This is a genomic window from Flavobacterium lotistagni, from assembly GCF_011392125.1.
GTDB lineage: Bacteria > Bacteroidota > Bacteroidia > Flavobacteriales > Flavobacteriaceae > Flavobacterium > Flavobacterium lotistagni.
The window spans coordinates 28,853-48,515 of record NZ_JAAJBU010000011.1 but is presented as its reverse complement, the minus strand read 5'-3'; the positions used below and the strand labels follow the sequence as shown (position 1 = coordinate 48,515).

At 41.3% G+C, this 19,663-nt stretch carries 16 protein-coding genes and 1 pseudogene; 7 read left to right on the top strand and 10 right to left on the bottom strand.

Features of this window, described 5'->3' with window-relative positions; all coding sequences use genetic code 11:
* The first annotated feature begins 3 nt into the window (after window positions 1–3).
* The 5 genes from ruvX (at window position 4) to G4D82_RS11930 (ending at window position 2,904) form a co-directional block, all read left to right on the top strand.
* Window positions 4–420: a Holliday junction resolvase RuvX gene (gene ruvX / locus G4D82_RS11950; RefSeq protein WP_166337525.1), complete on the top strand. Its 417-nt coding sequence runs from the start codon at window positions 4–6 to the stop codon at window positions 418–420.
* 117 nt (window positions 421–537) lie between these two features.
* On the top strand, window positions 538–1,125 hold the full coding sequence (gene def / locus G4D82_RS11945; RefSeq protein ID WP_166337524.1) for a peptide deformylase: 588 nt from the start codon (window positions 538–540) through the stop codon (window positions 1,123–1,125).
* Between the two features lie 33 nt (window positions 1,126–1,158).
* Window positions 1,159–1,674, top strand: a complete 516-nt coding sequence (locus tag G4D82_RS11940) for a DUF5606 family protein (protein ID WP_166337523.1) — start codon at window positions 1,159–1,161, stop codon at window positions 1,672–1,674.
* A gap of 88 nt (window positions 1,675–1,762) precedes the next feature.
* Complete coding sequence (mazG, locus tag G4D82_RS11935) at window positions 1,763–2,536, top strand: nucleoside triphosphate pyrophosphohydrolase (RefSeq protein WP_166337522.1); 774 nt, start codon at window positions 1,763–1,765, stop codon at window positions 2,534–2,536.
* A gap of 131 nt (window positions 2,537–2,667) precedes the next feature.
* Complete coding sequence (locus G4D82_RS11930; protein ID WP_166337521.1) at window positions 2,668–2,904, top strand: hypothetical protein; 237 nt, start codon at window positions 2,668–2,670, stop codon at window positions 2,902–2,904.
* Between the two features lie 69 nt (window positions 2,905–2,973).
* Here G4D82_RS11930 and G4D82_RS11925 read toward each other — a convergent pair whose 3' ends face one another.
* Entirely contained in the window at window positions 2,974–5,130 is a 2,157-nt protein-coding gene (locus G4D82_RS11925) for a DUF349 domain-containing protein (protein WP_166337520.1), read from the bottom strand.
* Between the two features lie 216 nt (window positions 5,131–5,346).
* On the opposite strand from G4D82_RS11925, the gene G4D82_RS11920 reads away from it, so the two are divergent.
* Window positions 5,347–5,745: a hypothetical protein gene (locus G4D82_RS11920; protein ID WP_166337519.1), complete on the top strand. Its 399-nt coding sequence runs from the start codon at window positions 5,347–5,349 to the stop codon at window positions 5,743–5,745.
* Here G4D82_RS11920 and G4D82_RS11915 read toward each other — a convergent pair whose 3' ends face one another.
* From G4D82_RS11915 to G4D82_RS14575, 5 genes and pseudogenes are all read right to left on the bottom strand, one after another.
* Entirely contained in the window at window positions 5,746–6,480 is a 735-nt protein-coding gene (locus G4D82_RS11915; RefSeq protein WP_166337518.1) for a shikimate dehydrogenase family protein, read from the bottom strand.
* A 5-nt stretch (window positions 6,481–6,485) separates the two neighbouring features.
* Complete coding sequence (locus G4D82_RS11910; protein WP_166337517.1) at window positions 6,486–7,883, bottom strand: tetratricopeptide repeat protein; 1,398 nt, start codon at window positions 7,881–7,883, stop codon at window positions 6,486–6,488.
* Between the two features lie 204 nt (window positions 7,884–8,087).
* Entirely contained in the window at window positions 8,088–9,284 is a 1,197-nt protein-coding gene (locus G4D82_RS11905; RefSeq protein ID WP_166337516.1) for an aspartate aminotransferase family protein, read from the bottom strand.
* A 47-nt stretch (window positions 9,285–9,331) separates the two neighbouring features.
* Complete coding sequence (locus G4D82_RS11900; protein WP_166337515.1) at window positions 9,332–9,793, bottom strand: hypothetical protein; 462 nt, start codon at window positions 9,791–9,793, stop codon at window positions 9,332–9,334.
* A gap of 1,127 nt (window positions 9,794–10,920) precedes the next feature.
* Window positions 10,921–12,429, bottom strand: a pseudogene (locus G4D82_RS14575) (OstA-like protein); the annotation flags it as partial.
* Window positions 12,430–12,642: 213 nt separating this feature from the next.
* On the opposite strand from G4D82_RS14575, the gene G4D82_RS11890 reads away from it, so the two are divergent.
* Window positions 12,643–14,571 (top strand): alpha-amylase family protein, encoded by a 1,929-nt coding sequence (locus G4D82_RS11890; protein ID WP_207788169.1) that lies wholly within the window; start codon window positions 12,643–12,645, stop codon window positions 14,569–14,571.
* 68 nt (window positions 14,572–14,639) lie between these two features.
* Here the strand turns inward: G4D82_RS11890 and G4D82_RS11885 are convergent, their stop codons facing one another.
* From G4D82_RS11885 to G4D82_RS11870, 4 genes are all read right to left on the bottom strand, one after another.
* Window positions 14,640–15,908: an adenylosuccinate synthase gene (locus G4D82_RS11885; protein ID WP_166337514.1), complete on the bottom strand. Its 1,269-nt coding sequence runs from the start codon at window positions 15,906–15,908 to the stop codon at window positions 14,640–14,642.
* Between the two features lie 210 nt (window positions 15,909–16,118).
* Window positions 16,119–16,580, bottom strand: a complete 462-nt coding sequence (locus G4D82_RS11880; RefSeq protein ID WP_166337513.1) for a Fur family transcriptional regulator — start codon at window positions 16,578–16,580, stop codon at window positions 16,119–16,121.
* Window positions 16,581–16,836: 256 nt separating this feature from the next.
* On the bottom strand, window positions 16,837–17,316 hold the full coding sequence (locus G4D82_RS11875) for a YdeI/OmpD-associated family protein (protein WP_166337512.1): 480 nt from the start codon (window positions 17,314–17,316) through the stop codon (window positions 16,837–16,839).
* A 94-nt stretch (window positions 17,317–17,410) separates the two neighbouring features.
* Complete coding sequence (locus G4D82_RS11870; RefSeq protein WP_166337511.1) at window positions 17,411–19,636, bottom strand: RelA/SpoT family protein; 2,226 nt, start codon at window positions 19,634–19,636, stop codon at window positions 17,411–17,413.
* Window positions 19,637–19,663 lie beyond the last annotated feature (27 nt).

The following is a 19,663-nucleotide window of genomic DNA, read 5'->3' as shown; positions in this document are numbered from 1 at the left end:
CTAATGCCCAGAATTATAGCCATCGATTACGGCCAAAAACGCACCGGAATTGCCGTTACTGATGAGTTGCAAATCATCGCTTCGGGTCTGACAACAGTCGAATCGTCGTTGGTTTTCAATTTTTTGGAGGAATATTTTAGTGCCGAATCGGTATCGAAGATTTTAGTTGGCGATCCAAAGCAAATGAACGGAACGCCATCGGAAAGTGCGGTTTTGATTGATAAGTTTGTTGAGGAATTGATCCGGCGTTTTCCTAATATTCCGGTGATTAGGGTTGACGAGCGTTTTACTTCTAAAATGGCTTTTCAGTCGATGGTCGACGGAGGACTCTCAAAAAAGCAACGAAAGAACAAGGCTTTGATCGACGAGATATCAGCCGCAATCATGCTCCGTGATTACCTCACGCGAAAAATGATTTGAATTGGTCGGTTTATAAAAATATGGTAATTCTTTTCGGGCTACTTTTCTGTCTGTAATTTTTGTTTACTTTTGCCGACTAACGCAGCGCATCGCTCCGCAAGAAAAAACAAATACACCATGATTTTACCTATTATAGGATATGGCGATCCGGTACTGAGAAAGGTTTGCGAAGATATTACTCCAAATTACCCCGATTTGAAACAGACCATTGCCAATATGTACGAAACCATGTATAATGCTTACGGTGTTGGTTTAGCCGCGCCTCAAGTAGGGTTGCCTATTCGTTTGTTCGTTATTGATACCGCGCCTTTTGGGGAAGATGAAGATCTTTCAGCAGAGAAACAAACTGCCTTAAAACAATTCAAACGCACTTTCATCAATGCAAGAATGCTCAAGGAAGAAGGCGATGAGTGGGGTTTTAACGAAGGTTGTTTGAGTATTCCTGAAGTACGTGAAGACGTTTATCGCCACGAACGAATTACGATGGAATACTGCGATGAAGATTTCAACAAAAAAACGGAAGTGTTCGACGGTTTGATTGCCCGCGTAATTCAACACGAGTACGATCATATCGAAGGCATCCTGTTTACAGATAGAATTTCCAGCCTAAAAAAACAACTGATTAAAAAGAAATTACAGAACATTATGGAAGGCAAAACCCATCCGGACTACAAGATGAAATACGCCGCCAAAAAAGGAAGATAATACGTTAACCAATACCAAATCAAGTTTTTTAAAATGAATTTAGAGAAAATATTAGCCATTTCCGGAATGCCCGGAATTTATGCCTTAAAAATGCAAACACGCACCGGATTCGTTGCAGAATCACTACTAGACGGGAAAAAGGTAACTGTCGGGTTGAGAAGCAACGTGAGTTTGCTCACAGAAATTTCTATTTATACACATAATGCCGAGAAGCCGTTGGCGGAAGTAATGCGTGCCATCGCGGCCATGGAGAACAACGGCCCGGCCATTTCTCATAAAGAAGACAACGCCAAATTGGTTGCTTATTTTGAACAAGTGCTTCCAGATTATGACCAAGACCGCGTTTATCCTTCAGATATCAAAAAGGTTTTGAATTGGTACAATATTTTGCAGTCGAAAGGTTTGGTATCTAAAGACGAACCGAATGCTGCCGAAGAAGCCCGTATTGAAGAAGTGGTGAAGGAGAAAGTAGCCCAAGCCAAAGAAAAGAAAGCCACAGCGAGCAAGGAAAAAGAGGCGCCGAAAAAACCTAAATCTAAAAAAGAGTAAATTCACTGCAACTGATAAATTGGTCCTGTCAAGATAAGATTTCCTGACAGGATTTGTTATTTTTACGCTGCATCTAATACCAAAGAACATGAATTCCAGAACTTTGCAATTGCAATCTTTCGAGCGACTTTTGAACATTATGGACGACTTGCGCGAGAAATGCCCTTGGGATAAAAAGCAAACTTTTGAATCGCTACGCCACTTGACCATAGAGGAAACCTACGAACTCGGCGATGCCATTTTAAATAATGATTTGCACGAAATAAAAAAGGAACTTGGCGACCTGCTCTTGCATATTGTGTTTTACGCAAAAATCGGTAGTGAAACTGATAGTTTTGACATCGCTGATGTTTGTAACGGTATCTGTGAAAAACTGATTCATCGGCATCCGCATATATACGGAGATGTGGAAGTCAAAGACGAAGAAGAGGTCAAGCAAAACTGGGAAAAGCTCAAACTCAAAGAAGGAAAAAAATCAGTATTAGAAGGTGTGCCTGCCAGTTTGCCCGCTTTGGTGAAAGCCAGTCGCATTCAAGATAAAGTAAAGGGTGTCGGTTTCGATTGGGAAGAACCGCATCAGGTTTGGGACAAGGTTCAGGAAGAACTTCAAGAATTCCAAGACGAGGTGGCCGCCGGAGATCAAGCTAGAATTGAAGCAGAGTTCGGCGATGTATTGTTTTCGATGATTAACTACGCACGTTTTTTGAATGTCAATCCGGAAGATGCCTTGGAGCGCACCAATAAGAAGTTTATTAAACGTTTTCAATATCTGGAAAGCAAGGCCGAGGAACTCAACAAATCATTAGCCGATATGACTTTGGCCGAAATGGATGTGTTTTGGAATGAGGCTAAAAAGTTGTAAAAAATCCCGTTGAACGACCGGGTCGGTTTTAAATAACGATTTTTTTAACAGTTTGTCGGAAATATATTTGGGTGTTTGTTATTCCCTATACTTTAGCGGTGTATTAATTATTAACCCCTTATCATTAACCTATGACAACAAACATTACTACACTAGCACTTAACTTGTTAGTTTCAGAGAGAATCGGACAACGTTATGTATTTGCAGACAAAATCATTGCCTTAGTTCAAGATGCTAAAGACGATGCTGGACAGAAAAAAGACTTTATCAACGTAATCCACACATGTATCGAAAACCCGAGCAGTGATGCACGCAATACATTGTTTGAACTGGCGCAATACTACAACGAAAAAATAAACGCTGCTTAAAACCAACGATTGTATACTGTATAAAAAAGCCCCAATATTTACTGGGGCTTTTTTATTTGAATTATTATACTATTCTTGTTTAATACTCCGAAGTTGCTTTAGTTTCTCTTTCCAAGTTTCTAAACTTTCCTTGTGACGAGCAATGTTTTTACGCACTTCAGTCACAATTGCATTCTCCTTTTTCTCGTTTTTGCTGTTGCTGGTAAAAAACTGAATGTTGTTCTCTAACTGGAAAATCTCGTGCTGCAATTCTTCAATCTTGCGAATGATGAAGATTTTTTCGTTCTCTAGTTTGCGGTTGTCGTTGTTCTCAGACATTGCACCTACACGGTTAGAAAAACGTACCATGTCTGTTTCTTTTTTGCTCAGGCTGAGTTTTTCGAACAAAGCATCAAGAATTTTATTGAATTTTCCTTCGATGTGGCGTCTGCCGAAAGGCACTTTGCCATAGCTTTTCCAGCTTTCGATATGGGCTTTAATCGCATCCAAATCGGTTTTATGGTTTCCGGTCATCTCGAAAGTTTTTAAAGTTTCCAGATGGGCTTTCTTCTTCTCAAAAGCTTCTACTTCTTCAGGGTTTTCCTCGTTTTTATGCGCTTTCATTTTTTCGAAATACGCATTGCATGCTGCGCGGAATTCAGTCCAGAGTTGGTCTGAGTATTTTCTGGGAACGTGACCAATGGTCTTCCATTCCTCCTGAATTTGTTTCATCAGTGGAGTAGTAGCGGCATAATCAGTACTTTCTGCTAATTCTTTGGCTTTGGCCACTAAAGCTTGTTTTAAACTTAAGTTGTGGTTCTGGTCTTTTTTAATGTCTTTGTAGAAATTGTTTTTTTGAAGGTTGAACTGACGCACCACATTTTTGAAACTTGCCCAAATTTCTTCATTGAGTTCAGCAGGTACTTTACCGGCTGAGAAAAATTCGTTTCGAGCTGCTTCCACTTGATTTACTAACGCCGACCAGCCAGAATGATTGGTTGGGTTTTCTTGAGCAAGCGCTTCGATTCTAACAATGATTTCTTTCTTGCGATTAAGATTTTCTTGCTCTTTAGCTCGTATGCCTTCAAACAACAATTCTCTTTTGTCGTGCATTTGTTTGGTCAAATCGCTGAATCGGTTCCAGACTTCTTCACGGTGTTCGCGGGAAACAGGCCCAATATTTTCTTTCCATAAACGATGTAAATCTTGTAATTCGCGGAACGCTTTGTTAATGTCTTCCTCGTGCAACAGCTCTTCAGCACGGGCAATGATTTTTTGCTTCTGCTCGAGGTTGTGCTTGAAATCTACATCGCGGGCTTCACGATCTAAATGTAAATAATCATAGAAATTCTCTACGTGGAAATGGTAATTGTTCCAAACGTGGTTGTATTTGTCTTTTGGAATCGGCCCAGCATTTTTCCAGCGTTCTCTTAAATCATTGAAATGCTTGAGCGTATCTTTAATATTTTCTTGCGGATTGATTAAGTTTTTGAGTTCTTCTACAATCGATAAGCGCTTTTCTAGATTGGCTTTAAGATCTGACTCCAAGCTTTTAAAATGCGAATTTTTGCGATCGCGGTATTGGTTGTATAATTGGTCAAAATTAGTTTTGAGAGGAAAATGATAATGGAAATCTTCAGTTGTATCGGGATTTTCAGCATGGAATTCGTCTTTTTTCTCATCAATGAAATGATGATACTTCGCCAAGAATGATTTGCGGATTTCTTCGATATGATCTTTAACAGCCATCACTTTAGCTGAGCCCACTAAGACTGCTAATTCTGCGACAAGTGTTTCCATTGGCAAAGCTTCGTAGTCTTTCATCGGAAGTTCTTGGCGAATGGTTTCGTCTTCACTTTCTGCGGCGTTGACGTCTTCAATTGCAGCAATCACGTCTTGGTGCGAACTGGAGCTTGTTGGTGTTACATCGTTGACTTCGGCTGTCGGTTCTTCCACTACCGAAGGTTCAGGAACTACTTCTGCTACTTCTTCTACAATTGGGGCTTCATTTTTCACCTCAGTTGCTGTTGTCGCTAGTTCTTCATCGCTAGTCACTTCGGCCTCCAAATCTGTGTTTTCAAAAGTTTCAGCAACTATTTTTGTAGCAGCAGTAGGAAATTCTGCAACTTCAGAAGCTAATGGAGTAGCTTCATTTTCAACAGCTTGTGTTGCTTCGATCACCGATTCTAATTTTCCGTCTGCCTCGTGGGTTGGTTCTGGCAGGTTATCATTCTTTTCTTCTAACATTACTAAAATGTTTAAGGTTTAATATTTGTTTTTTCAACTTTTAGGATGCGAAAGATAGTAAAGCCAATATAATATTCAAAGAAAAACCTTTATTTATCGACTACTTGGATAGATTTTGTTGGTCAATTGTCTTTGCAGCTTGTTTAAAAGATGTTAAAAGCAGCATCAAAATTTGTCGAAAAAAATTAACTTGCACCATCAAAAAAATACTTAAAAATGAGAAACTACTATTTAACAGTATTGTTTGTTTTTTCGTTAGGGACTGTTTCTGTTAAATCACAAGAGAAAATACAAGATGCTAAAGCGAAGCAATCTACGGTTGCATCAATGACTAATGCTAAAGAGCAAATGAACCTAACCACAGAACAGGAAGCACGTTTTAACGAAATTGTAAAAAAGTACAATATTGCTACTCGCGACATTCAGAAAAGACGCTATTCTCGCGAGAACAAAGAAATCATGTTAGAGCAACTCAATGAGCAAACTGAAGCAGAAATGAAAACGCTACTCCAGCCGGAGCAATACCAAACTTATTTGAAGCTCAACGTAAAACGAAAATCTGAAAAGGTAGACATGAGAAAAAAACCTGTTTTGGGTAGCGTTAAAGCAAAGTAATTATTGATTCCAAATACGCCAAGCTTTCTCGGCTTGCAGTATTAACATTTCAAGGCCGTTTTTAGTAAGCGAGCCTTTTTTTTTGGCTTTCTTCAAGAATTGGGTTTCTTCGGGATTATAGATTAAATCGTAAGCCAAGTGTTTTTCAGTAAAAAAATCGTAAGGAATTGGAGGGAATTCTTCAGTATTGGGGCTGGTTCCCAGTGGAGTAGTGTTGATGATAATTTGGTAGTTATCAAAAGTAGTTGAATTCACTCGTTCATACGGAATGGCATTCGGATGGCTTTCTCTGGAAGCAAAAACATAGGGGATTTCAAGTTCCGATAAAGCAAAGGCTACCGCTTTTGATGCGCCACCGGTTCCCAGAATCAAGGCTTTTTGGTGGTGTGGCTGCAACAGTGGCTGAATCGATTTTTTAAATCCGTAATAATCAGAATTGTAGCCTTTTAGTTTCCGTTTTTTTGTGAATCGGATGACATTAACGGCCCCGATTTTTTGTGCTTTTTTTGAAAGTTTATCTAGATACGGAATAACGGCTTCTTTGTAAGGAATTGTGACATTCAGGCCGACTATGTCTTTTCTCGTTTGGATAAGTTCAGGGAAATCTTCAATCGATAACAGATTGAAATTTTCGTAAATGCAATCTTCGGCATTGGTATTGGCAAACCTTTCCGTGAAGTATTTTTTAGAAAAAGAATACTCGATATTCTTGCCAATCAAGCCGTAAACTTTCATGCGAGTTATTTTTTCGAATGTTTTTCGATGGCTTTCTGAACGAGTTTCATTTCCCAAACCACTGGGAACAAATGCTCCAGCAACAAATGATTTTTGAAATTCAGCCTCAAAGCATTGCTCAAATGGAACTTGCCTTTTTCTATTTCTTGCAACATTAAGTACAAACCGGCCAAACGGTATTCTACTTCGTATTCTTCGGGAAAGTATTCTGATGCCTGTAGTAATGTTTGGACGGCTGTATCAAATTCTCCTAAAAATTGCAAAATGTCTACCCAAAATAACCAAGTATCCAGCATATAATCTCCAAATTCTACTGCTTTTCGGTAACCGTGTTCGGCTTCTTCAAAAAAGTTGAGTTCTTTGTTGATGGTAGCATAGCGCTTCCAGTAGTAGCGATTTTCATTGTCAATATGCAGCGCTTTGTTGACATAGTATAAGGCTTTCTGAAAGTTCTTTTGACGCACATAGAAATCCGTAATTGCAATCCAGCCTTTGTCTAAGAGCGGATCTTCGTGTACGGTTCTGTTGAAGAATTTCAGTGCCATGCTTTTGTTGCCGAGCTTCTCATAACATTTTCCGATGCGCAATAAAGCATAAGAAGTCGGGTCGTCGAGTTCGATGGTTCGGTTGTAGCTTTCGATAGCTTCCTCGTATCTTTTTAGGCGTTCGAGGGTTTTGGCTTTTTCCATGAAAGCACCGAGGAATTCATCGTCGATATAAGTTGCGAATTCAAAAGCACGCAAAGCTTCTTCATAGCGTTTCAAGCCATAATTCAAACGGCCTTGTTGGTGCCAAGCAATTTCACTGTATGGATTTCTTTCGATGTATTGTGATAAATATTCGATGGCTTCTTCGTTCTGGTCTAAGAATTCAAAGCAATAAACCACATTGTACAAAGCGGCTTGGTCTTCGATGTCTTCTTCAAGGCATTTAATGAAATTCTCTTTGGCGAGTTCCAGATTGTCCATGAACAAGTATTCCATACCGATTAGATTGTAAACATCGGCGAAATCATCGGTGTATTTTAAAGCCGTTTTTAAAAGTTCTACGGCTTTCTCGTGATTGTCGCGTTTAGAATAGATGCTGGCTTTCTGAATGTAGATTTCTTCGTTGTGAGGCTCAATGGCGTAAAGTTCGTTCAGCAACTTTTCGGCGGTGTCGAGTTTGTCTTCGTAGATGAGCATTTCAACCTGAACCAGTTTTAAACCGGTCGATTTCGGGTGTTGTTCGAGCGCGAGTTTCAAGGCTTTTTTGGCCAGATTGGCTTTGCCCATATCAAGATAGTGCAGAATGATTTCCTCGAATTCCTCGGAATCAAAAAACAGCACCTTATTGGTCTTGAGCATCGACTCGAACTTGGATAAGGATAAGTTGTAATCGTCTTCTTCGTCGCTGAGTTGCATAGCTTATAGGTTTAAAATTTATCCTAATCTAAAATTAGGAAAGTTCTACTAGATGTGGGAAAAGCCGTGATTTGTTGTGAACAATTTAATTAACACTATCAAAACTGAGTTCAACCGGATTTATTGCCCTAGCCCTGATCGCAGCGGCATCCTTTTTAAACCTAGTAGGTTTAAAAAGATATAGCGAAGAGCAGGAACCAGCTTCTAAGAGAGTTTATTTTCGTGAGCCACTTCATCGAGTGCTTCCAGAATGATTGCACAACCTTCGCGAATTTCTTCTTCAGAAATCGTTAGTGGTGGTGTAATCCGAATCGCGCAACCTTCAAAAAGCAGCCAGAACAGAATGAGCCCTTTTGCCTGACATTTAAAAATGACCTGATTGGTAACTTCCGAATCGCGTGTCATGGCCGCCAGCATCAAGCCTTTCCCACGAATTTCGGCCAGCAAAGGATGTACCAGCAACGAGCGGAAGAGTTTTTCCTTTTCTAAAGTGTCAGAAATTAGATTGGTTTCAGTAATTTCTTGCAAAGTAGCCAAACAAGCTGCCGCAATGACAGGATGTCCGCCGAAAGTAGTAATGTGTCCGAGCTTCGGATTCTCGCTCAGCAAATCCATGTGTGCAGCCGAAGCCGTAAAAGCCCCGACAGGCATACCGCCGCCCATTCCTTTGCCCAGAATGACAATATCGGGAACCACATTGTAGTTTTCAAAACCGAAGAGTTTTCCGGTACGACCAAAACCGGGTTGGATTTCGTCTATAATCATCAGTGCACCAACGGCTTCACAACGCTTCTTGACCTTGAGTAAAAAGTCATTTTTGGGTTGAATAAAACCTGCGCCGCCTTGAATACTTTCGAGAATAATTCCTGCGGTTCTGGTGGTGATTTTTTCTAAATCAGCTTCGTTGTTGAACGTGATGAAATCGACATCGGGAAGCAAAGGCCTGAAAGCTTGCTTGCGCTCTTCAAATCCCATGACACTCATCGAGCCCATAGTGTTGCCGTGATAGGCGTTGTGGCACGAAATCAGTTGGGTGCGGCCGGTGGCTCTTTTGGCTAATTTTAAAGCGCCTTCAGTGGCTTCGGTTCCTGAATTGACCAAATAAGTTTTTTCTAAAGGTTTGGGTAGGAGTGAAGCCAACAATTTACAGTATTGCACGGCCGGGCTTTGCGAATATTCTCCGTAAACCATTACGTGTGAGTATTTGTCAAGTTGGTCTTTGATAGCCAGATTCACTCGCGGATGCTGATGGCCTAAGCTACAAGCCGAAACGCCTGCAACAAAATCGAGGTATTTTTTATTATTGGTGTCGTAAATATAAGAGCCAATGGCGTGCGAGACTTCCATACCTAATGGGTAAGGCGAAGTTTGGGCTTGGTATTTTAGAAAATCAGGGTTCACAATTAAATTAATTAACCTACCTATCCATTTTATGACAAAAGCGATTTTTAAAATTTATGTTTCAAATACCGATATTCTACCCCGAAAACAATTAATCTAAGGATAGGAAACGCATATGTAATAAGAGCAAACCACCCAAAGCCTAAATCTAAAAAATAACATACACAAAGCGATATTGAAGCATATAGTAAAAACGAAAGGCTTGCCACTGTTAGTTTGTAGCTTAAGGTGTTTGGTCTTTCGTCAAATTCCACTGTATTATTAGATGCTTTGGGCTTATTTGAAAGAGATATAGCTAGAAAAGTAACGGACAGCCAAATCATAAAAGGAATCATTGACAATATAACTGCCATGCCAATAATGCCTAAAATCCCAAGTATTAAAACCCTATGAAAGTCAAATAGAAAAAATGATGCTCCATAAGGTATCACAAGCGAAATAAACAGCATTATAGAAGTAAAAGGATGTTTCATTACTAGCTGAATTGTTTTTAAATAAAGTTTCTCCATATCGCTTGTTTTTACATTCAATCAAAGATAGATATTAAACTTTGATTTTGTCATAAAATGGATATGTACGTTAATTAATAATGAATAATTAATATTTAATAATTGGGCGTTGCCTTCGGCCGGGCTTTTCGCACTCGCTGTCCGGCTTCATTGCATTGCGCCGCACGAGCTCAGACAATTGCTGCAATCCCTAACGCGGTTGGCAACATCCGGGCGGTTCGATCAAGTTTGGGCTAAGGTTTGGTTTCCACTTTCCCTTCGTTGAGATAACCGCCGTCATAAGGGCCGAACTGCATGGTTTTGTAGTCCCAAAGCACTTTGTTGATCAATACTTCCGACTGAAATTCGGGGTTGTTTTTCTTATAATTGGCGAATGATTCTCCGTTGGTCGGAAAACGGAATTTGTTGTCTTTAATCAAAAGTGTTTCACCGTTTTTGTCAATGATGATGCGGTTGTTATATTGGGCAAAAATCTGCTCATAAGTCAAATTTTTATCAGCGATTTCAGTTTCCACAACTTTTCCTTCGTCGAAGTAACCGCCGTCATATTTGCCGAACTGCATGGTTTTATAGTCCCAAAGCACCTTGTTGATGCGGATTTCTTTTCTGTATTTAGGATTGTTCTTTTTATAGTTTGCAAACGATTTGGCATTGGTCGGAAAACGGAGCTTGAAATTCCTGATCAACAATTGTTGTCCGTTCTTATCCATGATAATTCTATTGTTGTAGCGTTCAAAGATATCATCATAAGTAAGCTTCGGGCTGATATTTTCTGTTTCCTCTACTTTTCCTTCGTTGAAATAACCGCCATCATATGGACCGAATTGCATGGTACCGTAATCCCAAAGTACTTTGTCTATTTTAATTTCATTGCGAAACTTCGGATTGTTCTTTTTGTAGTTATCAATTGATTTGGCGTTCGCTGGGAATCGGAACTTACGGTCTTTGACCAGCAATGCCTGGCTGTTTTTATCGATCAGGATCCTATTGTCGTATTTTTCGAATAGGCTTTCATAAAATGATTTCGTTTGTGGTAAGGCTTTCTGCGGATTGAGTTGCTTTTTGGCTTCTTGGTCTGCCGCGAGCATATCTTCAATTTGTTTCTGATTCAGGATGTCTTGAATACTGTCTTTGGCCAATCTGATTTTTTTAGCTTCCTGAATCTGTGCATCAAGTTCATTGTCTTCTTTTGTGAATAAATCGTCTTTGGTTTTGATGCGCTCGTCATCGCGCCATACAAAGCCACGCAGTTTACGGGCATTTTCAGGTAGGTCTTTCTCTGGATAAATATCGCCGTCAACATTAGTAAAAAAAGTCATGCTATCTATGGTATTGCCATCCATTGTCATGTTGATTTTACTGCTCACATTTTTGTTGATACCAATGAGTTCGTGAGCGTCGTTTCGCATGAAATAAATGACTTCGGTATTTTTGACGATATCGGCTTCGTAGAGTTTGTTGTCGCGGAACTTGCCGTAGAGGTTTTGCCCTTTGACCTGATTATAGCCGGTGCCCAGTGAATCTTTGGAAATAATAAACGCGTTGTTGAGCACCTTGAGCGAGTCGAGTTTCTGAGTGTTATCGTTACCTACCAAATGCATCACATCGCCGGTCATTTGGTTCTCGAAGTTCCATAGAATAGGTTTTCCGATAAGTTTGGTCAGGTTCGTGATTTGACTCGAATGGATAGAATCACACTTGCCGCTTAAATCTTTTTTGAAAATTCTCGCATTGTTGTAGGCACGAACGATTCGCTCATTGGGTTTACCGGTCACCATCAGAATTTTTCCGTGTATGTAGATAGAATCTTTATCGATTAAACTAATGGCAACGGCACGCTTGGTGACAAACAGTGAGTCTTTCTTTTTGTATACTTCGGCATAATGGCCTTTGATAATCCCTTTGTTAATGGTGTCGGTAATCTTGACATTATTTGTGGCTGAGGCGAATTCGTTGTTTCGATTATAATACAAGCTATCTCCACGAATCAGACGGTCTTTGTATTTAATGTAAGATTTGTTCAAGAAATGGCCTATATTTTTTTTGCTGTCGTAAAAGCCTTTTTCGGTGTAAATGAAATTCTCTTTGCTGGTAATCGTTGATGGCCCCATCAAATGAGAATGCCCTGGACCACTGTAATAATCTAAACGATTAGACTTCACTACATACTTCGGATTTGTAATTGTTACCGCGCTTAAAAATTGAAACTTTTTTTCATTGGCATAGTACCGCCCGGATTTGCTTTTCAGTACATTGTCTTTATTGATGATAGTACCGTTGGTGTTGTAATAAGCTTGCTGCGATACGCGGTCGAAGTTCAAAGTATCTGTGGCAAGACTCATTTCAGGCGAACGCATTTGCACATCTCCGGTCGCGTACGCACGTTTGACATTACCACTGTATTCGGCATACTTACTATTCAGAAAAAGCGTGTCGCCTTGAATAATTCTTACATCGCCGAAAGCCTTAACATAATTCTCAGATTGAAAATAGTAAGCTTTATTGCAGAACATGATAGCTCCGTCGTGGCTGATGTTGACATTACCTTGTAACAATAGGGCATCAGGAATTTCGGTTTGGTTCACATCGAGAAAATCAGCATGCTCTACGATAATCTTCTTCGGGCTTTGCGCCAAAAGTGTTCCTGTTCCAAAAAGAAGCAGGCCTATGAGGTAGAAGAAACACGTGTTTTTCAATGCTTAAACTTTTGTTTAAATGGTCAATCTTGGGTGCCAAATTTATGAAAATCCGCCCAATGAAAACGGCAATTAAGAATTATTTATTAGACAATTGCGAGTGCAGTTCAAATTTCTATATTTGTAACTGTTCCTATAAAAAAACAACCATACATGAAAAGAATCATTTTACTTGTACTGATGGGCTTGACACTTTCAGTGAATGCTCAGACCAAGACGAAAAAACCTACAACCAATTCTAAAAACCCTACTGTGATGCCAAACAAAGAACCCAGAAAGGAAGTAGTTTATCAAGTATTCACCCGATTGTTTGGGAACAAGAACACTACCAACAAGCCTTGGGGAACCATCGAAGAAAACGGAGTTGGGAAGTTCAATGATTTCACCGACAAAGCACTACAAGAAATCAAGAAATTGGGCGTTACCCACATTTGGTATACAGGCGTGCCACACCATGCGTTAGTGCGCGATTACACAAAATATGGTATTTCCAATGATGATCCGGATATTGTTAAAGGAAGAGCCGGTTCGCCTTATGCTGTTAAAGATTATTACAATGTGAACCCTGATTTGGCGGAAAATCCGGCCAATCGCTTGCAAGAATTTGAAGCTTTAATTGCACGTACACACAAAAATGGACTGAAAGCAATTATTGATATAGTACCCAATCATATTGCCAGAAAATACGAAGGCAAAACCAATCCGAAAGGCGTTCGCGATTTCGGTGCCGATGACGACAAAACCGTAGAGTACAAGCGCGACAACAACTTTTATTACATTCCCGGACAAGCATTTGAAGTCCCGACCTCTAGTAATTATCAACCTTTAGGAGGCGACAAGCACCCGCTTGCTGATTCCAAGTTTTCAGAGAATCCAGCCAAATGGACCGGTAACGGCTCACGGATGGCCAAACCCGACATCAATGATTGGTATGAAACCGTTAAAATCAATTATGGTGTAAAACCCGACGGAACCAAAGATTTCCCTGAATTGCCAGAAGGTTACGACAAGAAATCTTATGCCGATCACTACGCGTTTTGGGTCAATAAAAATGTACCAAATTCATGGAAGAAATTCCGCGATATAGCACTATACTGGACCGCTAAAGGCATTGACGGTTTCCGTTACGATATGGCCGAAATGGTGCCTTATGAGTTTTGGAGTTATATGAATTCAGCCATTAAAATGAAGAATCCGAACGCTTTCTTGTTGGCGGAAGTATACAACCCAAACGAATACAGAAATTACATCTACTTAGGTAAAATGGATTACCTCTACGACAAGGTGGATATGTACGACCATTTGAAAAATGTCATTATTGGTAAATCGTTGCCTGATCCAATTACGCAAATCCAGGAGAAATATGCCGATATCGATCGCCACATGTTACATTTCTTAGACAATCACGATGAACAACGATTGGCTAGTCAGGATTTTGCAGGCACACCGGAAAAGGGAAAACCTTTGATGGTAGTTTCTACGACCATTGGTACTTCTCCCACAATGATTTACTTCGGTCAAGAAGTAGGTGAGCCGGGCAACGAAAAGGCCGGTTTTGGGCAGCCTACGAGAACATCGATTTTTGATTATGTAGGCGTTCCGAATCACCAACGTTGGATGAATAACGGAGCCTTCGATGGCGGACAACTTACAGAGTCTGAAGCAGAACTTCGCGATTTTTATTCCCGATTGTTGAATTTTTCTACTAAAAGTGCTGCCTTAATGGGGAGTTTTCAGGAGTTGCAAACTTATAACCGTACGCACGTATATGCCGGAGACGGTGTTGTAGAAGGTGCAAACAACCAGAATAAAGACTACAAAGAAGGCATTTATTCGTTCGCTCGTTGGTCTGAAAATGAGAAGTTGATTATCGTGAATAATTTTTCTTGGGTTTCTAGCGCTGAATTTAATTTGCTAATTCCCGGCGAACTGATTTCTGCCTGGAAGCTCAAAGATGGCAGTTATAATTTGAAAGAAGAACTATATGGAAAATCCGGCGCTCAGTTAATCGTTAAAAACGGACTTGGAAGTGTCAAAATTGATATTGGTGTTTCGCAATCATTGATTTTAAGCGTCCAATAAAATAATATTGAAATGATGAAAAAAGCCGTACCACTCGTACGGCTTTTTTTATGGATTAAAATGGCTTTCTAACGCATGATGGTTTGCTTTCTGTCTGGCCCGACTGAAACAATCTTAATCGGCACTTCGACTTCTTTTTCAATGAACTCGATATATGATTTAAGTTCTGAGGGTAATTCGTCGTAAGAATGCATTCCGGTCAAATCGGCTTTCCAACCTTTGAATTCTTTATAAACCGGGGAAACATTTTCCGGCTCAATATTATATGGAAGATGGTCAATTTCTTTTCCTTGATATTGGTAAGCTGTGGCTACCTTCAGCGTATCGAAACCCGAAAGCACGTCGCCTTTCATCATCATGAGTTGGGTGACGCCATTGATTTGAACGGCATATTTTAAAGCTACTAAATCGAGCCAGCCACAACGCCTTTTTCTGCCGGTGACCGAACCGAATTCGTTGCCTACTTTCGCCATAATATCGCCGGCCTCGCCAAAATCTTCAGTAGGAAATGGGCCGCTGCCGACACGTGTGGTATAAGCTTTAAAAATCCCGTACACTTCTTTGATTTTATTCGGTGCGATGCCCAATCCGGTACAAGCTCCGGCGGCTGTAGTATTCGAAGAAGTCACGAACGGATAAGTCCCAAAATCTACATCGAGCAACGAACCTTGAGCACCTTCACAAAGAATGGTTTTTCCGGCTTTCTGAGCATCGTGTAAATAGGCTTCTGAATCGATGAATGTGAATTGCTTCAGTGCTTCAACCGCTTCGAAAAATTCCTTTTCAAGTTCTGCTAGATTATATTGGATATTGACGTCGTAAAACTTGATCATCGCCTGGTGTTTCTCGGCTAAAGCACGATAACGTTCTTTGAAATCTGAAAGTTCGATATCGCCGATGCGCAAACCGTTGCGTCCGGTTTTGTCCATATAAGTCGGGCCGATGCCTTTGAGTGTGGAACCAATTTTAGCTTTGCCTTTGGCGGTTTCTGAAGCCGCGTCGAGTAGGCGATGAGTAGGCAAGATTAAATGGGCTTTACGCGAGAGAATCAAACGGCTTTTGAGGTCGATGTTGAATTTCGACAAACCATCGATTTCACTTTTGAAAACCACCGGGTCAATCACCACGCCGTTGCCGATGATGTTGATCGAATTCGAGTGAAAAATCCCAGACGGAATGGTTCTTAAAACGTGTTTGATGCCATCGAATTCGAGTGTGTGCCCGGCGTTTGGTCCGCCTTGAAAGCGTGCGATGATGTCGTAATTGGAAGTAAGCACGTCGACGATTTTGCCTTTGCCTTCGTCGCCCCATTGTAATCCGAGTAGTAAGTCTGCCATTCTTTTTAATTAATAGTTAATAATTAATAATGAATAATGAATAATTCATTAGCAATTATTGGCGGTTAGTAGTTATTTGATGTTTAGTTGTTGTGTTGTCGGATGTGCGTTAGGGATGGGAGCGAAGTGCCATGCACTGCGGACAGTCCGGCCGAAGGCAACGCCCTAAAATTATTTATGTTGAATGTTAAATGCTTAATGTTGAATGAACTATTCATCGACTTTCTTTTTATTGGCGTAAAAATACAGCGAATGATTGTGGATGTCGATACCGAAAATCTCCTCGATGGTTTGCTTGATCGTCTGGATACGTGGGTCGCAGAACTCGATGACTTCGCCCGAATCGGTCATGATGATGTGGTCGTGCTGCTTGTCGAAATACGACTTCTCGTAATGTGCCTGATTTTGACCAAACTGATGCTTGCGAACCAAGGCGCAGTCGAGCAAAAGTTCAATGGTGTTGTACAAAGTGGCGCGGCTCACGCGGTAATTCTTGTTCTTCATCTTGATATACAGGTTCTCGATGTCGAAATGTTCCTCGCTATCGTAAATTTCCTGCAAGATGGCAAAGCGCTCCGGGGTTTTGCGGTGGCCGTTGTTCTCAAGATACTTGGTAAAGACGCTCTTTACAATTTCCTGATTTTTACTGTTGTCGGTAGCAATTTGTGTCATGTGGCAAAGTTAATCGATAATTGGCAAATGGCAATCGGTATGGCTTAAAAGTGGGTTAAAGTTTTGAAGAAGTAATTAACAGGAGTGGCTTAGCGCCTTAGTGCCTGAGTTCCTTAGTGCCTGAGTTTGTGGCGTTGCCTGCGGCCCGGGCTTTTGTTACGCTATCGCTCCACACAATTCGGTCTATTAGCCTCGGGTCGGCACTCGCTTTTTGCTCCGCGCGCTCCGCAAAAGAGCTCAGATAATGCCTTAATCCCTAACGCAATCGGTCCGCTTGGAGGTCGTTCTCTAGATTCTCGAGCGTTTTCCCGATTCGGCTTATTTTGTCGTCTTCGGTGGCGGCTGCGAATATCCAACTCGTGATTTCGTTTTTCTTTTTCTCGGGATAACTTTCAAACAGCTTGAGCAATTTTGGTTCTTCGCGCAAACAAACCATGAAATCTTCGGGAATCACCATTTGCGGTTCATCGAGCCAGAGCGTGAGTTTGACCTTGTCGCCGGCTTCCTTTTTAATGGCTTTGCGAATTTCTGATTTCACCGCCAAGAACGTGCCTTTTTTCATGGCCCAAATATGAATGTCTTTTAATTCGTACGCATCAATAAAACCCCGAACGCGAACGGTGCTGTTTTTCTTCTTAGGCAAATGACTCATGACTGGCATCGTGATAAACGTCCAGCCGCCTTTGGCCGCTTGTTTCTCCATTCGGATTTCGTCGTCGAAAATTGGGTTTTTCATAACGGCTGATTTTTTCTTTTTTTGCGTCTTTGCGCCTTTGCGAGAAAATGAACAATCTCACGCAAAGCCGCAAAGTCGCAAAGTGTATTGTTAATTAGCTCTTATTCACCCGAATCACTTTATCCACGCCGTCGATTTTCTTGATGTTGTCGATGAGTTTCTTCAAGATGATGTTGTTCTGTACGATCACCGTCACTTGCCCGTTAAAAATACCGGCGTCACCACTAAGTGAAATGCTTTGGATGTTCACGTGCATCTGGTTCGAAATGACTTTGGTGAGTTCGTTGGTGAGCCCGAGCGTGTCCATTCCGGTGATTTGCAATTGCGCTTTAAATTCCTGTTGGGTAGAGTCAATCCATCGGGCTTGAATAATCCGGTAAGCATAATTCGATTGCAAACTGATGGCGTTCGGGCAATCTTTCTTGTGTACTTTGATGCCTTCGTTGATGGTTACGAAACCGAACACTTCATCGCCGGGAATCGGGTTGCAGCAAGTGGAAAGTTTATAATCGAGGCGGTCTTGTTCGGGTCCGAAAACCAGCATGTCGTAATTGCTACTGATAACAGGCTTGTGAATGTCTTCGTCTGCGGTATTGGGTGAACGCTTGATTTTGTTCTTGAAGAAGTTGATCAGCGTATTGCTTTTCTGGGCAGCGAAGTCTTTGAGTTGTTGGTTCTCGATAGAACCGATGCCCACACGGTAGAACAAATCCAAACTGGTTTTTAACTTAAAGAAATTCACCAACTCGTTAATTACCTGTTCGTTGATGGTAATCTTGAGTTGTTTCAATTTCCGCGTGAGCAATTCCTTGCCTTCTTCGGCTATTTTCTTGGTGTCTTCGTTCAGAACGCTCTTGATTTTGTTCTTGGCGCGCGAAGTGGTTACGTAATCGAGCCAGTTCGAACTCGGTTTTTGGTTGGCCGAGGTGATCACTTCTACCTGATCGCCACTTTTGAGTTCCGTGTTCAGCGGAACGAGCTTGCCATTGACTCGGGTGCCGCGGGTTTTAATTCCAATTTCAGAGTGAATACTGAACGCAAAATCCAGCGATGTGGCACCTTTCGGAAGCGATTTGATTTCTCCTTTGGGCGTGAAGACGAAAATTTCTTTCGCGTAAAGGTTCATCTTGAAATCTTCTACAAAATCGACCGCGTTGGTTTCGGCGTTTTCGAGCGCTTCTTTTAGCAAGTTCAGCCACAAATCCAGACCGCTTTCTTCGTTGCCCACGCCGCCTTGTTTGTATTTGTAGTGTGCGGCGTAACCTTTCTCGGCAATTTCGTCCATGCGTTCGCTGCGCACTTGTATCTCAACCCAACGGCCTTTCGGGCCCATCACGGTAATGTGCAAAGCTTCGTAACCCGTTGATTTGGGCGAGGAAATCCAGTCACGTAATCGGCTTGGGCTCGGGCGATAATGATCTGTTACAATCGAATAGATTTTCCAAGCAATGAACTTCTCATCGTGCGGATTTGATTTGTAAACAATTCGAAGGGCGAATTTGTCGTAAACTTCATCAAAACTCACATTCTGGGCTTTCATTTTACGGCGAATCGAATAAATAGATTTCGGCCGGCCTTTAATAATATAATCTACGCCTTCCTCATCGAGCGATTTCTTGAGTACTTCCGAAATAGAACTGATATAAGCATCCTGTTCTTCCTTGGTTTCCTTGATTTTGCTTACGATGTCATTGTAAACAGCGGGTTCGGTGTATTTCAAACCCAAATCTTCAAGTTTGCTTTTGATGTTGTACAAACCCAAACGGTGGGCGAGAGGTGCGTAGATATACAAAGTCTCTGAAGCGATTTTGACCTGCTTGTGTTCGGGCATCGAATCCATGGTCTGCATGTTGTGCAAACGGTCGGCGAGTTTGATCAAAATTACCCGAACATCGTCATTGAGCGTGAGCAACATTTTACGGAAATTCTCGGCCTGCATCGACACGTTCAAGTCTTTCTGCACTTGCGAGATTTTCGTTAAACCTTCAACGAGTTGTGCGACTTTCGGGTTGAACATTTTCTCAATGTCAGCTACGGTGACATCGGTATCTTCGACCACGTCGTGCATTAAGGCTGCTGCGATTCCGGTGGCGCCCAAACCAATTTCAGAAGCCACAATCTTCGCCACAGCAATCGGATGAAAAATATAGGCCTCGCCCGATTTGCGCCTTTGGTCCTGATGCGCGTCTACAGCTACATCAAATGCCTTGCGAATCAGTTTCTTATCGTCGGGCGTTAAAGTCTGATAACTGATACGAAGTAGTTCCTTATACTCCTTGGCAATCGCCTTGTTTTCTTTTTCAATATCAATCTCAACCATGGTCAATGTAGCTTTTGGTACTGCCCC